The 19,273-nt window shown below is 32.5% G+C and carries 21 protein-coding genes; 14 read left to right on the forward strand and 7 right to left on the reverse strand.

Going from position 1 to position 19,273, the window contains the following annotated elements; all coding sequences use genetic code 11:
• Window positions 1-74 precede the first annotated feature (74 nt).
• From O5640_RS00305 to O5640_RS00345, 9 genes are all read left to right on the forward strand, one after another.
• Window positions 75-362 carry a hypothetical protein gene (locus O5640_RS00305; protein WP_269612553.1) on the forward strand — a complete coding sequence of 96 codons (288 nt, stop codon included), beginning with the start codon at window positions 75-77 and terminating at the stop codon, window positions 360-362.
• A gap of 127 nt (window positions 363-489) precedes the next feature.
• A complete protein-coding gene (gene hisS, locus O5640_RS00310) occupies window positions 490-1,761 on the forward strand; it encodes a histidine--tRNA ligase (protein WP_269612554.1) in 1,272 nt (423 codons plus the stop codon).
• 21 nt (window positions 1,762-1,782) lie between these two features.
• Window positions 1,783-3,186, forward strand: a complete 1,404-nt coding sequence (locus O5640_RS00315; RefSeq protein ID WP_269612555.1) for a nucleotide sugar dehydrogenase — start codon at window positions 1,783-1,785, stop codon at window positions 3,184-3,186.
• A 71-nt stretch (window positions 3,187-3,257) separates the two neighbouring features.
• Window positions 3,258-3,485: a hypothetical protein gene (locus O5640_RS00320; protein ID WP_269612556.1), complete on the forward strand. Its 228-nt coding sequence runs from the start codon at window positions 3,258-3,260 to the stop codon at window positions 3,483-3,485.
• A 78-nt stretch (window positions 3,486-3,563) separates the two neighbouring features.
• A complete protein-coding gene (locus tag O5640_RS00325; RefSeq protein WP_269612557.1) occupies window positions 3,564-3,905 on the forward strand; it encodes a TIGR02450 family Trp-rich protein in 342 nt (113 codons plus the stop codon).
• 123 nt (window positions 3,906-4,028) lie between these two features.
• Entirely contained in the window at window positions 4,029-4,271 is a 243-nt protein-coding gene (locus O5640_RS00330; RefSeq protein ID WP_269612558.1) for a hypothetical protein, read from the forward strand.
• Window positions 4,272-4,861: 590 nt separating this feature from the next.
• Entirely contained in the window at window positions 4,862-5,914 is a 1,053-nt protein-coding gene (locus tag O5640_RS00335; protein WP_269612559.1) for a chlorophyll a/b binding light-harvesting protein, read from the forward strand.
• 301 nt (window positions 5,915-6,215) lie between these two features.
• Window positions 6,216-7,601, forward strand: a complete 1,386-nt coding sequence (locus O5640_RS00340) for a sodium/glutamate symporter (RefSeq protein WP_269612560.1) — start codon at window positions 6,216-6,218, stop codon at window positions 7,599-7,601.
• Window positions 7,602-7,672: 71 nt separating this feature from the next.
• Window positions 7,673-7,930, forward strand: coding sequence for a hypothetical protein (locus O5640_RS00345; RefSeq protein ID WP_269612561.1), 258 nt, complete (start codon window positions 7,673-7,675; stop codon window positions 7,928-7,930).
• 9 nt (window positions 7,931-7,939) lie between these two features.
• Here the strand turns inward: O5640_RS00345 and O5640_RS00350 are convergent, their stop codons facing one another.
• Window positions 7,940-8,605: a glutathione S-transferase gene (locus tag O5640_RS00350; protein WP_269612562.1), complete on the reverse strand. Its 666-nt coding sequence runs from the start codon at window positions 8,603-8,605 to the stop codon at window positions 7,940-7,942.
• A gap of 186 nt (window positions 8,606-8,791) precedes the next feature.
• Here O5640_RS00350 and O5640_RS00355 point away from each other — a divergent pair, with 186 nt between their 5' ends.
• Together O5640_RS00355 and O5640_RS00360 are read left to right on the forward strand one after the other, a co-directional pair.
• Window positions 8,792-9,352 carry a GIY-YIG nuclease family protein gene (locus tag O5640_RS00355; RefSeq protein ID WP_269612563.1) on the forward strand — a complete coding sequence of 187 codons (561 nt, stop codon included), beginning with the start codon at window positions 8,792-8,794 and terminating at the stop codon, window positions 9,350-9,352.
• 104 nt (window positions 9,353-9,456) lie between these two features.
• Window positions 9,457-9,711, forward strand: a complete 255-nt coding sequence (locus O5640_RS00360) for a hypothetical protein (RefSeq protein WP_269612564.1) — start codon at window positions 9,457-9,459, stop codon at window positions 9,709-9,711.
• A gap of 19 nt (window positions 9,712-9,730) precedes the next feature.
• Here O5640_RS00360 and O5640_RS00365 read toward each other — a convergent pair whose 3' ends face one another.
• Window positions 9,731-10,444, reverse strand: a complete 714-nt coding sequence (locus O5640_RS00365) for an SDR family NAD(P)-dependent oxidoreductase (protein ID WP_269612565.1) — start codon at window positions 10,442-10,444, stop codon at window positions 9,731-9,733.
• On the reverse strand, window positions 10,441-11,727 hold the full coding sequence (crtL, locus tag O5640_RS00370; RefSeq protein ID WP_269612567.1) for a lycopene beta cyclase: 1,287 nt from the start codon (window positions 11,725-11,727) through the stop codon (window positions 10,441-10,443). The genes O5640_RS00365 and crtL overlap by 4 nt, the downstream gene beginning before the upstream one ends.
• A 293-nt stretch (window positions 11,728-12,020) precedes the next feature.
• On the opposite strand from crtL, the gene O5640_RS00375 reads away from it, so the two are divergent.
• A complete protein-coding gene (locus tag O5640_RS00375) occupies window positions 12,021-13,043 on the forward strand; it encodes an SDR family NAD(P)-dependent oxidoreductase (RefSeq protein ID WP_269612568.1) in 1,023 nt (340 codons plus the stop codon).
• 7 nt (window positions 13,044-13,050) lie between these two features.
• Here the strand turns inward: O5640_RS00375 and O5640_RS00380 are convergent, their stop codons facing one another.
• Complete coding sequence (locus O5640_RS00380) at window positions 13,051-14,067, reverse strand: mechanosensitive ion channel family protein (RefSeq protein WP_269612569.1); 1,017 nt, start codon at window positions 14,065-14,067, stop codon at window positions 13,051-13,053.
• Between the two features lie 65 nt (window positions 14,068-14,132).
• Window positions 14,133-14,732 (reverse strand): isochorismatase family protein, encoded by a 600-nt coding sequence (locus tag O5640_RS00385; protein WP_269612570.1) that lies wholly within the window; start codon window positions 14,730-14,732, stop codon window positions 14,133-14,135.
• Between the two features lie 139 nt (window positions 14,733-14,871).
• Here O5640_RS00385 and O5640_RS00390 point away from each other — a divergent pair, with 139 nt between their 5' ends.
• The gene (locus tag O5640_RS00390; protein ID WP_269612571.1) at window positions 14,872-15,330 is read left to right on the forward strand and encodes a Fur family transcriptional regulator; all 459 of its coding nucleotides are present in this window, start codon (window positions 14,872-14,874) and stop codon (window positions 15,328-15,330) included.
• Between the two features lie 6 nt (window positions 15,331-15,336).
• Here the strand turns inward: O5640_RS00390 and arsS are convergent, their stop codons facing one another.
• Together arsS and stpA are read right to left on the reverse strand one after the other, a co-directional pair.
• Window positions 15,337-16,281, reverse strand: a complete 945-nt coding sequence (gene arsS, locus O5640_RS00395) for an arsenosugar biosynthesis radical SAM (seleno)protein ArsS (RefSeq protein ID WP_269612572.1) — start codon at window positions 16,279-16,281, stop codon at window positions 15,337-15,339.
• A gap of 88 nt (window positions 16,282-16,369) precedes the next feature.
• On the reverse strand, window positions 16,370-17,563 hold the full coding sequence (gene stpA, locus O5640_RS00400; RefSeq protein WP_269612574.1) for a glucosylglycerol 3-phosphatase: 1,194 nt from the start codon (window positions 17,561-17,563) through the stop codon (window positions 16,370-16,372).
• A 168-nt stretch (window positions 17,564-17,731) separates the two neighbouring features.
• On the opposite strand from stpA, the gene O5640_RS00405 reads away from it, so the two are divergent.
• Entirely contained in the window at window positions 17,732-19,273 is a 1,542-nt protein-coding gene (locus tag O5640_RS00405) for a hypothetical protein (RefSeq protein ID WP_269612576.1), read from the forward strand.

Genomic DNA, 19,273 nt, shown 5'->3' on the forward strand with positions numbered 1-19,273 from the left:
CTCATTTCAAATCTTTGCTATATGTTTAATGTATTGATTAAGAAGTTTTTCTAGAGTTTTTCCATGATTGATTTATGAGAAAATATTTCACTAAGAAAAATATAGTTTGTCAGTTTCCCCTTGTTAAAAGTAAACCTGACGGTAATGAATTAAAAAAGCGTCTCAGGCAATGGCAGCATTCAAGAAGTTGGGCTCGTTTAATTTGTGAAGCTGAAAAAATGTGGAGTCTTGAATCAAGAGAACTAAAGAGACTTGGAGCTATGGAATTAATTCAACTCCAAAACGAAATGCCTTTTAATGTGAGAAGAAGAGTTAATTGTTGGTTGGTTAAATATTCGGGCGCTACTCGTCTAGAGGATTAGGCTTATTGCCCTTCCTAAATTGAGTCTCCCCAAGTTGGTTTAACAAAACTCATTGATTAAATATGATTTTTCAGTTTACGTAAACAATTACTATTAAACAAACAACAAATAATTTTCTGAAGCTACTTTGATCAATCTCAAGAATTTAAGAGGAATGGTAGATCTTTTACCTGCTCATACTCAGGGCTGGCAGAAGGTTGAATCAATTGCACTTGAACATTTTAGACGAGCTGGGCTTCAAGAAATTAGAACACCAATTATTGAACAAACAGAATTGTTTTCAAGGGTGATTGGAGAAAATACTGATGTTGTGGGCAAAGAAATGTACAGTTTCGACGATAGAGGTGGTCGTTCATGCACTTTGAGACCTGAAGGCACAGCTTCTGTCGCGAGGTCAATTGTCCAGCATGGATTATTAAATAATGGCCCTCAAAGACTCTGGTATAGAGGACCAATGTTTAGATATGAACGCCCTCAAGCAGGAAGACAAAGACAGTTCCATCAAATAGGAGTTGAATTTGTTGGATTAGCTTCTGTTATGAGTGATGCTGAGGTTATTTCAATAGCTTGGAACTTTTTAAAGGATGTTGGTCTAAATGATTTGACTTTAGAAATTAATAGTCTTGGAAGTAATGAAGATCGAAATATTTTCAAAGAAGAATTGAAAGATTGGCTTAATCAGAGATTTGATTTATTGGATGAAGATTCTCAGAAAAGAATTAATGTTAATCCCTTGAGAATATTAGATAGTAAAAATAAATCTACAAGAGAACTTTTATCTGATGCTCCTTCTTTAAACGACTTTTTATCTAATGAGAGTAAAACTAGATTTGATTATTTACAGGAGTTACTTGTTAATCTAAAGATTCCATATGAAATTAATTTTAATTTGGTAAGGGGACTTGATTATTATTCTCATACAGCTTTCGAAATAACAAGTGATCACTTGGGTTCCCAAGCAACTGTATGTGGTGGAGGACGTTACGATGGCTTGATAAGTGAACTGGGGGGTCCTCAAACTCCCTCTATTGGTTGGGCTATTGGAATGGAAAGGCTGATAATTTTAGCTGGAAATAAAATTTTACAATCAAAGTCTCCAGATGTTTATGTGATTCATAAAGGTGAAAAAGCTGAGAAACTTGCTTTGGAAGTTACTTGTCAGTTACGGTTATCAAACTTAATCATTGAATTGGACTACTCAGGTTCATCTTTTTCAAAACAATTTAAGCGAGCAGATAAAAGTAGGGCCAAATGGGCCTTAGTTATTGGTGAGGATGAGGCTTCTAAAGGTCAGTTGTTGATGAAGAAATTAAGGGATAAACAAAAGGATGAGGTGAGTAGGGAATATATTTTCTCAAAGGAGGATCTAGATGAGTTAATTAAAAAGTTGATTGACTAAGAAAATGATGGATTATTTTAAATGAGCTCTATTAAAATCCAAAAAATATGTTGTATTGGTGCTGGTTATGTTGGTGGCCCAACCATGTCTGTTATCGCAGATAAATGTCCCGATTTAGAAGTTAGGGTCGTTGATATAAATAAAGAACGAATTGATGCATGGAATGATTCAGATCTCAATAAATTACCAATATTTGAACCAGGATTAGATCGGATAATTTCAAGAACAAGAGGGCGCAACCTTTTCTTTAGCACAGAAATGGAAAAGTCAATATCTGATGCTGATATGATTTTTATTTCAGTAAATACTCCAACAAAAACAAAAGGTCTTGGGGCCGGACAAGCAAGCGATCTTAGTTGGGTTGAAGCTAGTGCAAGGCAAGTAGCTAAATATGCGAAAGGACACACGATAGTAATAGAAAAAAGTACTCTTCCAGTTCGTACTGCACAAGCAATAAAAGAGATACTTAAGACAACAAATAGAGTTAATCAAAAGAATAAAATTGAAAAAGCTTTTTCTGTTTTATCGAATCCTGAATTCTTGGCTGAAGGGACCGCAATTAATGACTTGGAAAAACCTGATAGGGTTTTAATTGGTGGAGAGGATCTTGATGCTGTAGATGCACTGGTTAATATTTATTTGAATTGGGTCCCGAGTGAAAAGATAATTTGTACTAATTTATGGAGTAGCGAGCTTTCAAAATTAGCTGCTAATGCATTCCTAGCTCAAAGAATCAGTTCAATAAACTCTATTTCAGCCTTTTGCGAAGCTACTGGAGCTGATGTTCAGGAAGTTGCAACAGCAATAGGAACAGATAAAAGGATAGGTAATCAATTCCTTAGTGCTGGCCCTGGCTTTGGCGGTAGCTGCTTTAAAAAGGATATTTTGAATTTAGTTTATTTAAGTGGATATTTTGGTTTGCCAGAGGTTGCAAATTACTGGAATCAAGTTGTCGTACTGAACACTTGGCAACAAGATAGAATCTATAAAATTGTTCTTGAGAAGCTTTTTGGTACTGTTAATGGAAAAAATATAGCGATCCTCGGCTTTTCCTTTAAGGCAAATACAAATGATACTAGAGAATCTCCTGCAATAAGAATTTCCTCAGACTTGCTCGAAGAAGGAGCTATCTTATCAATTTATGACCCTAAGGTTTCATCTGAGAGAATAGAGGAAGATTTAGAAAAATTCTCATCTAATAATCAAGGAATATGGAAAATGGCTAAATCCATTCCAGAGGCATTGAAAAATGTTGATGCAGTTTTAATTCTTACTGCATGGGATGAATTCTTTGGACTTGATTGGAATTATTTAGCTTCTTTGATGAGATCACCATCTTGGGTTTTTGATACAAGATCTGTTGTCAATCGACAAGAAATCCAGAAAACAGGAATAAATCTGTGGAAGTTAGGTGAGGGGAGCTGAAATAACCAAAAAAAAATCATATGACTATTATTGACTCTAAATAAGCTAAATTTAATCAAGGTTTTATTTATTTGATTTTACAAAACATAATGTTCTTTAAATTTATTTTCAAAAAGAAGAAAAAAAAAATTCAGGAAAAATCTGACCAAAAACTAGATATGAAAAAATGGATGAGTTTAACAAAGGAAGAAAGACTTCAAATAGATTTTAAAGAAAAGAATAAAATCATGAGAAAGAAAAAGGAATTGCTGAAATCAATCAGAGAAGAATATATTAAAATAACAAAGAAAAATAGTTAACAACCTGTTCTGAAAATTAATATAAAAGATGATAAAAAAATGTGTTCTATTTGTTCAGAGGCCTGACATTTTAATTTTATGATTTGGCCTCCAGTAAAAGCATGGACTAGCAAGCTTCCTATTGATGGTCAAGTGCATTTTGTTGCAATAAATTATGGTGGCGAATCACCAAAGGAATGGGTTGTTTTGATGTCCGTTTTAGATTCTAGTGTAGTATTAAAAGTCTCTTGGTCTAAATTGATTGACTCATCTAATTGGAAGTCTGGATGGGATGAAATAACTCATCTGGAATATTCTAAATTAGATAATAATAAAAGTAAGTTTACAACTACTGATTTTTCTTGTCCATCTTTAGATTCCGGTTTAACAATGCCTATAGATAAAAATGCCATAAGGCCTTGGTTTGACAATCCTAAATAATTTATTAACGGAATTAAGTATAATTTAATTATTACTTGTTTAAGAAGTTGATTTCTTGAGCTTGCTTAGTGGCTTCCTTTGCTTGGCTTTTTACGTTAAAAAAAGATACTAACAAGTTAAAGCATGATAGAACAATCAATGTGGTTATCAGAGAAAGAAGCTAGTGAGATTTTAAGAGTTGATGAACAATCTTTAGAGGTATTGAGAGAGAGGGGGTATTTAAAGCCAGGATCTCACTGGAGAAGTTCAAATGATCCTACTCAGTTACCATGGAAGCCAAAAGTTTTCTATTTTATAAGCGGATGTAAAGAAGTTATTGATTCCTGGAAAGCTAATAGTGCCTCTGTTGATCAAATAGCAGCTTAAAGAAAAACAAAAAGCTGTAATTTTTTTTGTTTTTATAAATATTTTTCTAAGCCACTAAATTTTCACCTTTACAATCTTTGATAGACGTCTCGAGAATTGGATAAAGAGAAATCATTTTTCCGTATTCGGGCGATGTTCTATAAACATTCGCTTTTTTTCTATAGTGGTCTTCTGTCTCCATCTCTAGACTATGAAGTCGGTTGAAGTTCATGATTTTTATCCAAAAGGATTTAATTATTTATTAGTTATAAATAAACAGAACAAATTAATCTTTTATATTAATTACATATTTGCATGTATTTATATGGATTCTGAGAATCAATTGGTCTGGAATGCCTGATATAAATTCTTTTTATGTATCAATTAATTCTTTAATTAGAAACCCATTGTTAGTCAATTTTCTTGATTTTGTTTTTGTATGTCCTTGGCTGCCTTTTTCTTAATGTTTAAAACCCGCTCTTTTTGATATTTTTTTATTTGCATAGCAGAGTTAAATTAAATAATAAAAAAATTTACATATTCTTTCTCTTACATGAGTATTCGATGAAATTGCAGTATTCTCTGTTCGGTTTTGAAAAATAGAACTTCTAATGCAGACCTATGGAAATTCAGCAGTCACCTACGGGTGGTGGGCTGGTAACTCAGGGGTCACCAACCGTTCAGGCAAATTTATTGCAGCACATGCCGCTCATACCGGTTTGATTGCTTTCTGGGCTGGTGCCTTCACGTTATTTGAATTGGCTCGATTTGACCCTTCCGTACCAATGGGTCATCAGCCTTTAATTGCGCTTCCTCATTTAGCAGCTTTGGGTATAGGTTTCGATGAAACTGGAGCCTTTGTTGGTGGAAGTGCGGTTGTTGCCGTTGCTGTGTGTCATCTAGTTGGATCCATGGCTTATGGAGCAGGTGGATTGATGCACTCTCTTCTTTTCTCCAGTGACATGCAGGAATCTTCTGTGCCACAGGCCAGAAAATTCAAGCTTGAATGGGACAACCCAGATAACCAGACTTTCATCCTTGGACATCATTTGATTTTCTTCGGTGTTGCATGTATTTGGTTTGTTGAATGGGCGCGAATTCATGGAATCTATGATCCTGCTATTGGTGCTATTCGTCAGGTTGAATACGACCTTAACTTGAGTCATATCTGGGATCATCAGTTTGACTTCCTAACTATTGATAGTTTGGAAGATGTTATGGGTGGTCATGCTTTCTTGGCTTTCTTAGAAATTACTGGTGGTGCTTTCCATATTGCTACTAAGCAAGTTGGAGAATATACGAAGTTCAAAGGAGCTGGGCTTCTTTCTGCAGAAGCTATTCTTTCTTGGTCACTAGCAGGTATTGGCTGGATGGCAGTTGTCGCAGCATTCTGGAGTGCAACAAATACCACTGTTTACCCTGTTGAATGGTTTGGAGAACCATTAGCACTTAAATTTGGAATCTCTCCTTATTGGATTGATACTGTAGATCTTCCAAATGGTGCTCATACATCTCGTGCTTGGCTAGCCAATGTTCATTATTACTTTGGATTCTTCTTTATTCAAGGTCATCTATGGCATGCTCTTAGGGCAATGGGATTCGATTTCAAGCGAGTAACTGGTGCTTTAAGTAATCTTGATACTGCTTCAGTATCATTGAAATAGTTAAATAAATTTAACTAATAAAAAAGCCCCAAATCCTTGGGGCTTTTTTAATGGTTTCTATTTATCAATAAGTCAGTAATAACAATGATAATTAATGAAGTTTCTTATTAGATAAATATTTCTAAAATATTTATCTAATTAATTTCTGATTATAGATTGTTCTAATATTTACTAATAATTAGAGCTAACTAAATGATTTAATTGAGATATGATAAGAATCAAATTTACTTTCGATGTTAAATATACATATGGGATATTATTTTTTTGGGGTTTTGATTTACTTCCGTAACCTTGTTAATAGATGAGTCTGTCGTTTTTAGGTTTGGAAGACCTATATAAAACTAATGCAATCCCAACATTAGTCCTTTCCTTAGGTTTGCTTGGAATTATAGGTATTCTTATAACCCTTGGTAGAAGATTGGATACTGCGATGAAGTTGGAAAGATTTGGTATCCCCATAGCCCTTTTAGTTGGAGCATTAGGTTTCTTAATTGGTCCTTATGGACCTTTTTCATTATTGCCAGAGAGGGTTCTGAATACTTGGATGCAATTACCAACACCACTGCTTACTTTGGTCTTTGCAACATTAATGCTAGGAAGACCTATTCCAAGAATTAGTGCTTTATGGAAACCAGTTGCTTCGCAGGCATTGCTTGGACTTTTACTAGGCTTCGGACAATATGTTGTTGGTGGGATAATTGTTTTGTCATTTCTGCTTCCTTATTTAGGGGTAGATCCACTGATGGGATGCATTATTGAAATTGGTTTTGAAGGAGGACATGGAGCTGCGGCAATAATGGGGGATAGTTTTATGAAGTTAGGCTTCCCTGAGGGGTTAGATCTGGGATTCGCAATGGCAACTGTTGGTTTACTTGCTTCTACTTTGCTAGGGAGCGGTTTAGTTGTCCTAGGTAGATTTTTGGGATGGCTAGTACCAGCTGAACAAGAGATAACAAATGATTTAAATGACATTGAATTGGAATTTAAACCAATTGAACAACTTAAGTTGCTTTTATATAATTTTGCTTTAGCAGGATTAGCTGTACTGGTTGGAATATTTTTACTCTATTGTTTAAGGCTATCTTCTACTTATTTGAGTGATATAAGTAAGCAGGTGATATTAGCTTTCCCAGTATTTCCACTGGCTTTGTTGGGTTCATTTTTTACAAGATTTTTATTAGAAAAAACTGGAAATACTAAATTAGTCTCATCACTTTTTCAACGTGAGATTGGCATACTTTCCACAGATTTACTAATAATTACCGCCATGGCCGGTTTGAATTTACCTTTATTGGTTAACTACTGGATTCCAATAACGATTTTAGCTATTGGTGGATTGATTTGGAATCTTGCAGGGATGTTGATTTTTTCTAGATTATTTTTTAGAGAAGAATGGTTTGCAAGAGCAATAGCAGAGTTTGGAAATTCAACAGGAGTTGCAGCTAGTGGACTATTACTTTTGAGATTGGCTGATCCTAGAAATTCTACTAATACCTTACCTGTATTTTCTATTAAGCAATTATTTCTTCAACCACTTCTTTCTGGAGGCCTAATTACTGTAATAGCACCTTTGTTTATTAGTAATTTTGGGCTTAAAGGATGGACAGAATTTTGTGGATTAATTTCATTGTCTTTATGCTTAGTAGCAATATCCTTGCAGTCAAAATATACAAAAGTCTCAGCATAAAAATTAATAGACTTTTTTAAAGTTATAATTTATATAAGTATTAGTTTTAATAAACGATTACCCTTCTTTATATGAACCGACAAATTTACAAAGAAATCCCCCCTCAAGAATTAAAAGAAAAATGGTTTAAAAGTCATCTACTTGGAAAAGAGGTTGAATTAAGAGAACTATATGAGTTGCCTCAGGATCAGTTGGATTTAGTCATGGCAGAGACTGCAGAGTTTAGGAGTGATATAGGAAATAGAGATAGAAACTTAGGTAAATTTTGTACAGCTGGTTATTTTTTAGAGTTATCAAGAATCATTGATAAAAGAAGGAGTTCAGAATAGTTCCCTACTTTATTGTCCAAAAATTAGAGGCTTATTTTGCTTTCTCCATGGTTCATTTTTCTTCATAACTAATGGATATTTTTCATGGGTAAAAAAATAACTTAACCAGTTACGTAAAAATTGGATTTCTTGGTTTTGATCAAACTTTTTTATGTCCGCTATTCTAAATTGCCTGACAAATGGCCAGATAGCCCAATCAGCTAAGGTCTCTTTTGCATCAACAAGAAATAGCGGTTTCCCTTTGCTTGAAAATTCTTTTAACCTGTTATTTAAAGATACAAGTATTTTCATGCCCGCAGCACGATGAGTTTCTGATTCTTCAAGATTGAATCTAGATGCATATTTAAAACGATCCAAATGATATTTAAATACTTGATCATTTGTTTCTATAAGATTAAATATTTCTTTTAAGTTTTTATTATTACCAAATAATGCATGCATATTTGATCTTTCAATACTCCAGACCATAATGTCTAAACTCTCATCAATTACTTTATTTAAACTAGTCTTTAATACGGGTACAGTTGCTTTTTTAGAAATTTGAATTAATTCATGAGGCTTGTTCTTTAGGTCGACTTCTCTTAACTCCACTACTTGATTTGTATTTATTAAAGCCCATCTAGCTCTAATTGCGTAAGGACATCGTCTAAAGCTATATAGAATATTGTGCTTCATAATTTTCCTGTTAAAATCATTTTGAACCCTATGCCTAGATATGATTTTTCAATCCTATAAGTCGTAAATAGAACATACCTTATAAGTATATCTTTTATGATTTTCTTTGGAAATTATATTTTACTATAAAAATATAATCCATTATTTTTATAATCCAAACCCTTCATTTATCAAGAAATTTAGATTATGTCAGGATTTGTCTATTTAATGAAAAATGGTGATTTATATAAACTTGGTTGTACCACTGATTTGACAAGTGAAGCTAGTAAAATGAAACCGGGTGAAATAATTTCTTCTTTCAAAACTAATGATCCCAAATCTTTTGAGGTAAGGTTGTTAAGGCTATATAAGAAAAAAAGAATTCCGGATACGAACTATTTTCGTTTGTCTGAATCAGAAGTTAATAACTGTAAGAAACATTTAGAAGGTAAAAGTAATTTTCCAAAAAGCTTAAATGACGAGTTAAGAATAGGATTAAATGGTTCTTTCTTTTTCGCATCTATAACTTTTCTGATTTCATTCCTTATTAACAAGTTGTTTATATTTAGTCTTTTTCTTTCAATAGTATTTGCCTCTCTCCCTATGTGGACACTTGCAATTCTTGGTAGTTTCGGAGGATACGACACCGATGATCTTACACTTTTTTCGACAGTCTCCAACAGGTTTAAAGGACTTTTGATAGCTATTTCTATGATCTCAATTGCATATGTTTTATATACTTTTTCACGCTTTTCAATTGCTTTTTAATCTAAATAATTATTTTTTATCTCTATACAATAATTTATAAATTATTGCTTGATTATCAAATCATAGCTATAAAGATATTTAATAGGTAATGACCTTTAGCGAGTATGAACATTTCTGACTATCTTCAATTTTTAGAACCGATACAAGAACAGCTTAATAAGGTTTACTCAATCGCTTCTTTGGCTCTTACAGTTTTGGTTTGTTTGTGGTTGTTTAATTTTATAGTAGGTCTAATACAAAGAACGTATTCAGTAGGAAAGGCTATAGGTGGTTTTTATAGGAATTATTTTCATAAGTATCTTCGTAAGGCATTTCTGGGAGTATTAAATACATTTAAGAAAACCACTAACCCTATTTAACAAGAATATGCCTTTTCTTTTAAATGGTTGTTTCAAGTTGACAATTGAGTGCAAGTTCAAAAGGAACAGAACTATTTGGTAAATTAAGTAAATTTGAACAAATACTTGCAATATCATTTGTCTGTATCATATCTTTTTTGGGAAAATGATTTATTTCTTTTGCCATGTCTGTATTTACCCAGCCTGGGCAAATAGCTGTAACTCTAATACCTTTTTCCCATCCTTCATTTCTCATTGTTTGGCATAAGCTCATTAAAGCGAATTTACTCATTGAATAACTAGCTAAATTACCTTTTGATCGTTTTCCACTCATTGATACCAATACAATAATTCGTGGTTTATTACTAAGGCATAAATACTTCCAGGCATCTTTTGTTAATATCCATGGCCCCATCACATTAACTTTCCATATATCTTCAATATCTTTAATTTCATTATCATTAAATAATAAATTTGTCCTTTTGAATATACCAGCGCAATGAATAATTGTATCAATACCTTTAAAAGTTTCGATGGTTTTCTCTACCCATTTCTTTGATGAATTTTGATCAGTTGCATCATAGGTGTGTACCAAAAAACTATTCGAAGTATTTAATTTTGGATCTAAGGGTGTATTTAATAAGTCTTCTCTTTCTCTAACTCCTAAGCTTATTGAATGTCCTTCTTTAAGTAATTTTAATGCTATCGCTTTACCTATACCTCTAGTTGCTCCACTAATAAGTATTTTTCTCATTTATTTTTAATTATTAATGCTTTCAATAATAAATTTAATTCTCTACCATGCATATTCATTAATCCTTGTTTGATAGTCCATGGTGATTTTCTAAACATCTTCCACATTGCCGATATCAGTTCTTTAAGACTAAGTGTATTTGTAAGGAATCCATACCATTGTTTATTCGGTAAACTAAAAAATTCTACAAAAAAACCTCTTAGTAACTTCTCTTCGAATCTCATCAACTTTTCTAACCCAAATTTATAAATAGCTTGTTTTCTTCTAAGTTCTGATGGCCATAATGTTTCCCAACCTTTCTTTGCCAATGAAGCTGACGATGCTTTTGGGTCTTTCATTGCTAATGAAAGCGCTTTAGCAACTTTAGGAGCTCTTCTTAAAAGGCTGCCAACCATGTATCCCGATGCGGGATGTACCATTCCAGCAGAACCGCCAAATCCAAGGACAGGCTGAGTTAGATCAGGGATAGGCATGTTCATTGGCAAATATGAACCATGCTCTTCATGCTCAAGACTTTTTATTTCTAAACCCCGAGTCTCTAATCTTTTTTCCAGTCTTCTTTTTAACTCATTAAGAGAGACTGGAGGAAATAACCCTAAAGATGTTTCTTCTAAGAAAAACTTTCCATTACCCATATCCATAGCGTATAAAAACGTTGGAGCTTCTTTTCTCTCCTCTGGATCCAAGTGGTCACAACGATAATCCATTAGAACAAATTGGTCTTTGTCGACAGGAGGTGCGTTGAACTCTCCTACTATCCCGTAACAAGTTTGAACGGCTACTGGCCCTTGATTAGGAGACTTAATAAAAACAGGTTTATAGCCAGTAGCGTCAATTACCACTCGAGCATTAAGTTCATTTCCATTAGATGTTTTGACTGTGCTAGTTAATTGATGCGTTTCTAAGTTGATTGCTGATCCTTTATGCCATTCTATTTCAGCCTTATTGCATTGCTCCAACCAATAAGCTTGTAATTTGTTTTTATCAAAAAGTCCATAATCTCTATTATGTTTCGTAACGGCATTCTTTTTAGAATTTGGATCCTTGTCTCCCTCACCAAAATAACTAATGGTGTTCACCCATCTATGTTCAAGTAAATGACTTAGACCAAGCTCGTCAACCTCTTCACCCCAAATCCCATAAGTAAAGGGCCAAGGTTCGTCCGGCGATTGCTCCGATAAGATTTCAACATTTAAATTTTCACTCGCTAATGCTGCCGCTATTGATAAAGCCCCTGGACCTGATCCGAGTACTAGAGCATCTTTTAATGCACTAGTAGTCATGGTTGCCCTTGAGGAACATACATATTTCCTTTTAATTGGTTTAGAAAAATAGGATTTAATTTCTTAGAATAGAATTTAGTTATTTGATTGCCTCTCTGGATTACCACTTTAAACACCTATGCCTATAGAATCAAGAATAGCTCGTGATGGCATTATCAATGAATTGTATTAATGTTTTTTATCAACCTAATGATTTTATTTTGTTTTTAAGTATATCTGAAGTTTTTTTGATTGAAAATTGAAATAATAAACAATTTAATTCCAAAATCAATTAATAGTATAATTAAAAATTTATGAATGAAAAATCAAATATCTCCAAAAAAGATAAACCTTTATCTATTTTTATAACTGGTGGTTCATCAGGTATTGGTTATCAAGCAGTCTTAAATTTAATTTCCCTTGGTCATAATATAATCTTACCTTGTAAAAATATATCTAGAGCCAATGAAGTATTGACTAATATACTTAATCAATCTTCAGTTGAATTATCTAAGGAAGGTAAGATTGTTACTCCTATAATGGATCTTTCTGATTTGAAAAGCATTGATTCTCTTTGTGCTGAACTTAAGAATAGACGCGTGAATATCGATATTTTAATTTTGAATGCCGGTCTTCAATATACAGGATCAAAAACACCTAGGATGTCAACTCAGGGCATTGAATTAACTTTTGCAGTCAATCATTTATCACATTTTTATCTCACAGAAAAGATTTTACCTTTAATTGATAAGAACAATGATCCGAAAATAATTATTACTTCTTCAGAAGTTCATAATCCTAACAGTGGTGGAGGTAAAGTAGGAGCTAAGGCAAGCTTGGGAAACTTAAAAGGATTAGAATCTGGTGCAGGGTTTGAAATGATTGATGGAAATAAATTTAATGCTGATAAAGCATATAAAGATAGTAAATTATGTAATATTCTTTTTGCTAGAAAGTTAAGTAATAATTTGATGAGCATGAAATTATCAATTCCAGTTATTGCATGGGCTCCAGGCTTGGTTATCTCTAGAGATAACCAAGGATTTTTTAGGTACAGCAGAAAATACAATCAATTAGGACAAAAGTTATTTGCTTTTTTAGCTCGAGATGTTTTAAGAATAACAACATCAAATAAAAATGCAGGTTTACTTCTAAGCAATCTAGCTTGTTTATGTAAATATAGAAAACCTGGTTTCAATTATTATAGTAATAAAATTATTTCATCAGGCAAATTTATTTTTGAAGAAACGGAAATTAGTAATGATGCACAAAGAGGAGATTTATCAGATGATTTATGGGATCTATCTAAATCTCTAATAGATAAGATACTTAGATAAATATCTCTTATTTATTTACATGAATTGTTTGGGTTGGATATGCGAAGATAATATTTTCATTTTGGAACTTCTTCATTATTTCTAGATTAATTTCTTGTTGAGCTGACATTGCTTGAAGATAATCACTTGTAGGAATGTAATAAACAAGTTCAAAATCAAGACTGCTATTTGCAAATTCGATAAAATGACATCGGTCGAAGATTGCATTTTCAGTTTTATCAACGATATGTTTTATCATCATGGGTATGCTTTTTGTTTGTTCATATGTAGTTTCATAGACCACACCTAATTTATGAACAAGTCTTCTTCTCTTCATCTCAGCATAATTTGAGATTACTCCATTTGTGAGTCTGCTATTGCTCATTACTATTGCTTCTCCGTTAATACTTCTTAGGCGTGTGGATCTGACACCCACGCTCTCAACTTTTGCCCAGATGCCATCAATATGAATAAATTGTCCACTTTGAAATGGTTTGTCTAGGAGGATCGTTATGTATTCGAAGAACTCTTGAACTGGTTCTTTTAAAGCGAGTCCAGCTCCTATACCTCCTGCACTTAAAAGAGCCCAAATGGCTGCCATTTGGACACCCATGTTTTGAAGATAAAAAATAACTCCCAGACTCCAAACAGATGCCCCAACCATTGGACTAAGTGAACGAATCATTTCACTGATAGATTTATCATCGATTTTGCTTGCCCATCTTTGTATTATTTTCAAAAATACTCTATTTACAAATCTGACAATATAAATAAGGCATAGGAACTTACTAATACCAATTAATGTCTTATCTAATATTCCACCAATTAGTAAGACTTTCCATGCAACTATGAAACTTAAAATTAAACCTAAAGGTTTAATAGTCTCGATTAAAAGACTAGCTATGTAGTCATCAGTTTTGCTTTGTGTTGCTGAGGTTATTCTCCTTAATGCCTTTTTTAGGATTTTTGGGCTTACCAGGGAAATAATGCAACCTATGCTAAAAGTAAGTAATGAAATAATTATGTTTTTATAAAAATCATCCATGATTTCAGATTACTTTTCTTCAGATTGCCTGAAAAAAATGATTTGTCTAGATATTTTCTAATTATTTAATTTGAAAATGATTTTTTTAAAATTTTACTAACCCCCCTAAATTCTTTTCTATCAGAGGTCTTACATAATTCACATATAAGACTTTCAGTCGTAGATGCAACAGCACCAGATAATATAAGCCTTAAAAAAGCAGTATCATTATCTATTTCATTTCTACTTCCAATACCATCTCTTGGGATGAGTATGTTTAAACCTTTTTGTAAAAGATCAATTGATGTCTGAAGAATACATATATGACTTTCAATTCCGCAAACTATTATATTTTTATAATTATATTCATTTATATAATTTATAAAGTTATTATTCTTACTACAACTAAATTCCATTTTTTCAAATCTAGGATATTCATTATTATCTATAATTGATTCTATAGTCCTCCCAAGTTTTAATGGATTTTGTTCCGTAATAGCAATGCGTACATTAAGTAAATTACAAGTATCGATAAGCTTTTTTATATTAAATATCAATAGTTGATTGTCTTTAATATTGTTTATAAGCTTTTGTTGAACATCTACTATAAGTAGTAATGTTTCATCCTCTTCTAATATTTGATTATTAGTTTTTGTGGTGGGATTATTTTTTAAAAATTTCTCCATTTCAGAATTTCTTTTATTTTAATTAAATATAAATCATTTAAATAATTTAGAGCTTTTTATAACTAAAATACGTTGAGTAATCCAAACCCTGTTGCAAGCTGTTCTCATTACGCTAAACTATTGAGAAAACAAGCTTATATTGGTTTCCCCCTCTTCTTATCGTACTCATCCTTCTCCTTTTGAATCTGGACTTCGTTCAGATGGTAAAAGAATGACCCCACAAAGGAAAAAGGTTCTTTCGTTATTTGAGGAGATTGGTTCAGGAATACATCTCAGTGCGGAGGAGGTGCATTCCAAATTGACAGCTTCTGGAGACAAAGTTTCTCTTGCGACAATTTATAGAACTTTGAGACTCTTGGTCAAGATGACTTTTCTTAATGAACTTGATTTAAGTGAAGGAGGAAATAGATTTGAATTGCTTAGTCACGATCATCCAGATCATCATCATTTGATTTGTATTCGCTGTGGAAGAACAGAAGAGTTTGAAAATAATGAAGTTATTAATGCTGGCAAATCAGCAGCTAAAAATTTCGGATTTAAATTATTGGAGTCCTCGTTAAATGTAAGAGCACTATGTCCGATTTGTCTTAACCAATAAACTTTTTTAGCTTAATTCTCCACCACAACTTGAACCAGCTCCAGCAGTACAGCCAAAACAATGATTCCCTATTGAAATAGGATTATTCTTTAAAGAGACAAGAGGAATCAATAGATCATTCAAGTGCTTAACGTTACCATTTTTCTTCATTCCAAGCTGTTGATTAAAATCACAATCATATAGATAACCTTTCCAATCAACACTAAGAGTTGTTCTACACATAACTGAGTTAAGATTTCCTGGATTATGATTATCTTTTAGTAATTTATTATACTCTTCTAATTTCCCAATTATCTTTAAGTAGTTTTCATATCTATTAATTGGCATATTAGCTAAAACAAATAAATTCGAGAAAAAAATACCATACCTTTCTTTTAGTTCTCGTCTATAAATATTTTCTAATTCTTTTTGTGATGGTGGAAGTTGCGGACCGCTTGGATTATAGACTAGATTCAAAAGTAGATCATTATCTTTGATGCCGTAACCAAAAGTGTTAAGCTGCTTAAGAGCTAATATACTTTTTTCAAAAACACCTTTACCTCTTTGTTTGTCTACATTTCCCTCGAGATAACAAGGGAGTGATGCTGTTATTTGTACTTTATTTGATGCTAAAAAACTTGCTAAATCTTCATAACCTGGCTCAGTAAGTATTGTTAGATTACATCTGTCCATTACTTCAACATTAAGACTACGTACTTCTTCTACTAGTTGTTTAAATTTAGGATGAAGTTCTGGGGCTCCTCCAGTAATATCTAGTAAATTAATGTTGTTAGCTTTTATAACTTTAGGTATAAGATTTATAACATCATCGCTCATCATTTCTGTTCTACTTGGACTTGAATCAACGTGACAATGACTGCAAGCTTGATTACATTTATAACCTATATTTATTTGCAAAGTATCAAGATTTTCTCTATTGATTTTTGGGAATTTTGTTTTAGTTATCTCCATAAAGATCTACATATGTCGAGCATAATATTCATTATAGTTAAAACATTTATTAAAGTGCGAATATTTTATAACTTTTTTAAATAATAAGCTAAAAGTTACTAGCTAATTGTTTAAACCACTTTATATATTCTTTTGGACCATCGTTAATAACCATATTGAATTTTAAATTATCATGAGGATCACTAATACCTCTCATATCAGTCCCAGTAATTCTTGGTCTTAATACCTGATCGTTACAGCTGTTAACGAATAAAACCTGATTATCTTTCTTATATGATTTCCCCAGCCTTTGGATCAAAGTTAAGAATCCTCTATCACTTCCACCTCTTAACCAAGAATTATCTTTATTATCTTTAACCGAGGTTACTGTATCGCCAACACCTATTAGCATTGGCATTTGATCACTAGGAATTTTATCTCTGCATAGCTCTATTAATTTATTATGTGTCTTTGGGGCATTCCTGACGTTGAAGTTTTCACCGAAAGGATAAAGGCCAGTTTTGTTTGCTATGTATTTATTTAATAGCAATAAAAGACCTGCTTCTTTTATTGCACCCTTGATAATGAACTGAATATCTGTTGTCCCGAATTCATTTTGAGTGGAATATTTTATTATTTCTTTACCATCCCTTATTCCTAGGTTTGGCATCAAATGCAGGTAAAAAGAGTTATCTAATTCAAAATGTTTAGAATTTTCTAGTAAATTATTCATTATTTTTTGCATAATCAATTGCAAATCTTTTACTTTTTGAAAATCATTTTTAACGAAGCTAAAAATTTCATTAAAGTTTAAAGTGGGAGTAAAGCGTGTGTCACATACAGCTACATCAATTAATTTATTTCTTAATTCATCTGAAAGGTTTGGTAAGAATTCTTTTAATTCATGAGTTAACATTGATCGCATCATCTTTGGAACTTCTGCTAAAAAGTTAATCTCACTATTTTTGAGACCTGGATAGGATAAATTACTAAACCTATCTTGATATTCAACTCCGCACGCCGCAAGTCCAGGTAAGTAAAAACCACTTTCTTTCGCTATTGTTTTTGAATTAAGTGCCTTCTCTACTAAACGATTAACTCCTCTTCTGCCTTCATGCTCCCCGCAGGTTAGTACTGCAAACTTCTCTTTTAATCTTGAAACGTCCTTCACATATTCTTTGTTGATTTCCCTTTTGAGTGGGTCCTGTACTAGTGGAATACAAACGCCGTCAAGATCCTGAACTATTAGGATATTTTTTTCATTTATTATAGTGTCAATAACTTCTTCTTTAGTCTTAAACATTTTCATAAAAGAAGCTTTTAAATATTAGTTTACTCCAGTTCAAATGAATATACACTTTCTTGGTAAGTATTATTCTTAAATAAGTATATAGATATATATTCAGTATAATAAAAACTATTCTAAAAGTTTCTTATTACTGTATATAATGTAATAGAATGCAAATAAACTGTGTTTAATAAGAATTTAAGTAATAGCTTCTTTGCTGAGCCTTATTCAAGTGAGCCTATTGCTATAAGAATTAGAGAGGTTTTGAACGGAAAAGTTGGATTTTACAGTGTCGGCTTGTATCCAGCTTCTCTTGCTTATAACTGTGCGTTGCAAAATGAAGGCTTAAACATTCTATTGGCCCCTAGAGAAGGTAGAGAACTTTTCGGGGCTTTTTCTGATATTGATCTCTCTGAAATGGATAATGACATAAAAAATAAGATTGAATCTATGGCAATTTCAAATAGTGATAAATCAGGAAGATATAATACTCTTAATGATTTAATAATTAACTGTGAATTAGTTGTTTTGAGTTCAAACAGTAAACATATAATAAACGACGTTAATTTAGCATTTAAACTCAGAAAAGAACTTAATCGAGATAATGTTTTAATTGCATGCTTGGTCGGCTCATTTTGCCATGATGATAATTTGAATGAATCTTTCGTATTGTGTGAGAAATTAAATAATCTCGCTTTCTTTTCAGGGTTTCATCGACACGGAGCTCTTCGAAATCCATTAGATAGTTTTACGGCTAATTTCTGTCATCCAGATGCTATGAATGCAATATTAGGTGCGAAATTATTAAATAAAATTTCACCAAATATTCAAGTTTCCGCAGGTATACATAATGTTGAGGGGCAATACATAAAAGCTGCTAAAAATATATCTTCAATATTGGCGGGTTTTGGGCATACTTTTCATAAGAATAATCCTGGATTGCTGCCAACTTTATTAACTCTATTATTAGATCAATGCCTAGATCAGGCTGCCTACGTTTCCATGAGTCGAGCAGATAGAGAGGATTTATATAGAAAACAACCTTTTCCTATTACTGAACTTGGATATAGTGTTCAACGAATAGAGGCGTCCTATCTGAAGGATGGAGATTTAGTTCAGGTACGAGATCATACATTTACTCAATTGACAGCTATGGTTGCCGATGTGAGAGGCAGCATGATGTTGCCTGTAAGCGGGAAGCCAACTAGAAATTTTCAAGCTGGTGAAGTTCTAGCTGAAAAAATGATTGAGTATAAAAGATGTCCAAAAGGTGTAGATGAGTTTATAGAATGGTGCGAGCAATCAGGTCTTAAGCGTGGAGCTTTAGAAGGAATAAATTCTTTAAATTATTGGCCAGATATCTTAAGAAAATATGCAATACCCTTGAATAATTCCTCAATGATTAATCTTTTATATATGTGTATAATGGGTCCTAATGAAATTAAAAAATATATTTATAATGTTATGACAAGTAGCCGTGAATTGGCTAATTATTGTCAAGAATCTGTCAAGTCTTTCCAGAGCAAGAAAATATCTGATGCGCTAAATAATTTCCATTTAAAAACTTCTATAGATTTTCTAACAAAGGCACTAATTGATGAAGATAAATTACTTTTTGAGTTAACTGGGACTGGCTTTGATAATCCTCTAGGAATTGAAGATAAACCGATTTATGATAGAGTTATTGATTATATGGAAACTTATTTAATAAAATCTAATCTATAA

The sequence above is a fragment of the Prochlorococcus marinus str. MIT 0912 genome, assembly GCF_027359595.1.
In the GTDB taxonomy this organism is placed as follows: domain Bacteria; phylum Cyanobacteriota; class Cyanobacteriia; order PCC-6307; family Cyanobiaceae; genus Prochlorococcus_B; species Prochlorococcus_B marinus_C.

Coding starts and splice junctions, on each gene's coding strand:
- O5640_RS00305 (WP_269612553.1), top strand. CDS start 75: ATGAGAAAATATTTCACTAAGAAAAATATAGTTTGTCAGTTTCCCCTT.
- O5640_RS00315 (WP_269612555.1), top strand. CDS start 1,783: ATGAGCTCTATTAAAATCCAAAAAATATGTTGTATTGGTGCTGGTTAT.
- O5640_RS00325 (WP_269612557.1), top strand. CDS start 3,564: ATGATTTGGCCTCCAGTAAAAGCATGGACTAGCAAGCTTCCTATTGAT.
- O5640_RS00330 (WP_269612558.1), top strand. CDS start 4,029: ATGATAGAACAATCAATGTGGTTATCAGAGAAAGAAGCTAGTGAGATT.
- O5640_RS00335 (WP_269612559.1), top strand. CDS start 4,862: ATGCAGACCTATGGAAATTCAGCAGTCACCTACGGGTGGTGGGCTGGT.
- O5640_RS00340 (WP_269612560.1), top strand. CDS start 6,216: ATGAGTCTGTCGTTTTTAGGTTTGGAAGACCTATATAAAACTAATGCA.
- O5640_RS00345 (WP_269612561.1), top strand. CDS start 7,673: ATGAACCGACAAATTTACAAAGAAATCCCCCCTCAAGAATTAAAAGAA.
- O5640_RS00350 (WP_269612562.1), bottom strand. CDS start 8,605: ATGAAGCACAATATTCTATATAGCTTTAGACGATGTCCTTACGCAATT.
- O5640_RS00355 (WP_269612563.1), top strand. CDS start 8,792: ATGTCAGGATTTGTCTATTTAATGAAAAATGGTGATTTATATAAACTT.
- O5640_RS00360 (WP_269612564.1), top strand. CDS start 9,457: ATGAACATTTCTGACTATCTTCAATTTTTAGAACCGATACAAGAACAG.
- O5640_RS00365 (WP_269612565.1), bottom strand. CDS start 10,444: ATGAGAAAAATACTTATTAGTGGAGCAACTAGAGGTATAGGTAAAGCG.
- crtL (WP_269612567.1), bottom strand. CDS start 11,727: ATGACTACTAGTGCATTAAAAGATGCTCTAGTACTCGGATCAGGTCCA.
- O5640_RS00375 (WP_269612568.1), top strand. CDS start 12,021: ATGAATGAAAAATCAAATATCTCCAAAAAAGATAAACCTTTATCTATT.
- O5640_RS00380 (WP_269612569.1), bottom strand. CDS start 14,067: ATGGATGATTTTTATAAAAACATAATTATTTCATTACTTACTTTTAGC.
- O5640_RS00385 (WP_269612570.1), bottom strand. CDS start 14,732: ATGGAGAAATTTTTAAAAAATAATCCCACCACAAAAACTAATAATCAA.
- arsS (WP_269612572.1), bottom strand. CDS start 16,281: ATGGAGATAACTAAAACAAAATTCCCAAAAATCAATAGAGAAAATCTT.
- stpA (WP_269612574.1), bottom strand. CDS start 17,563: ATGTTTAAGACTAAAGAAGAAGTTATTGACACTATAATAAATGAAAAA.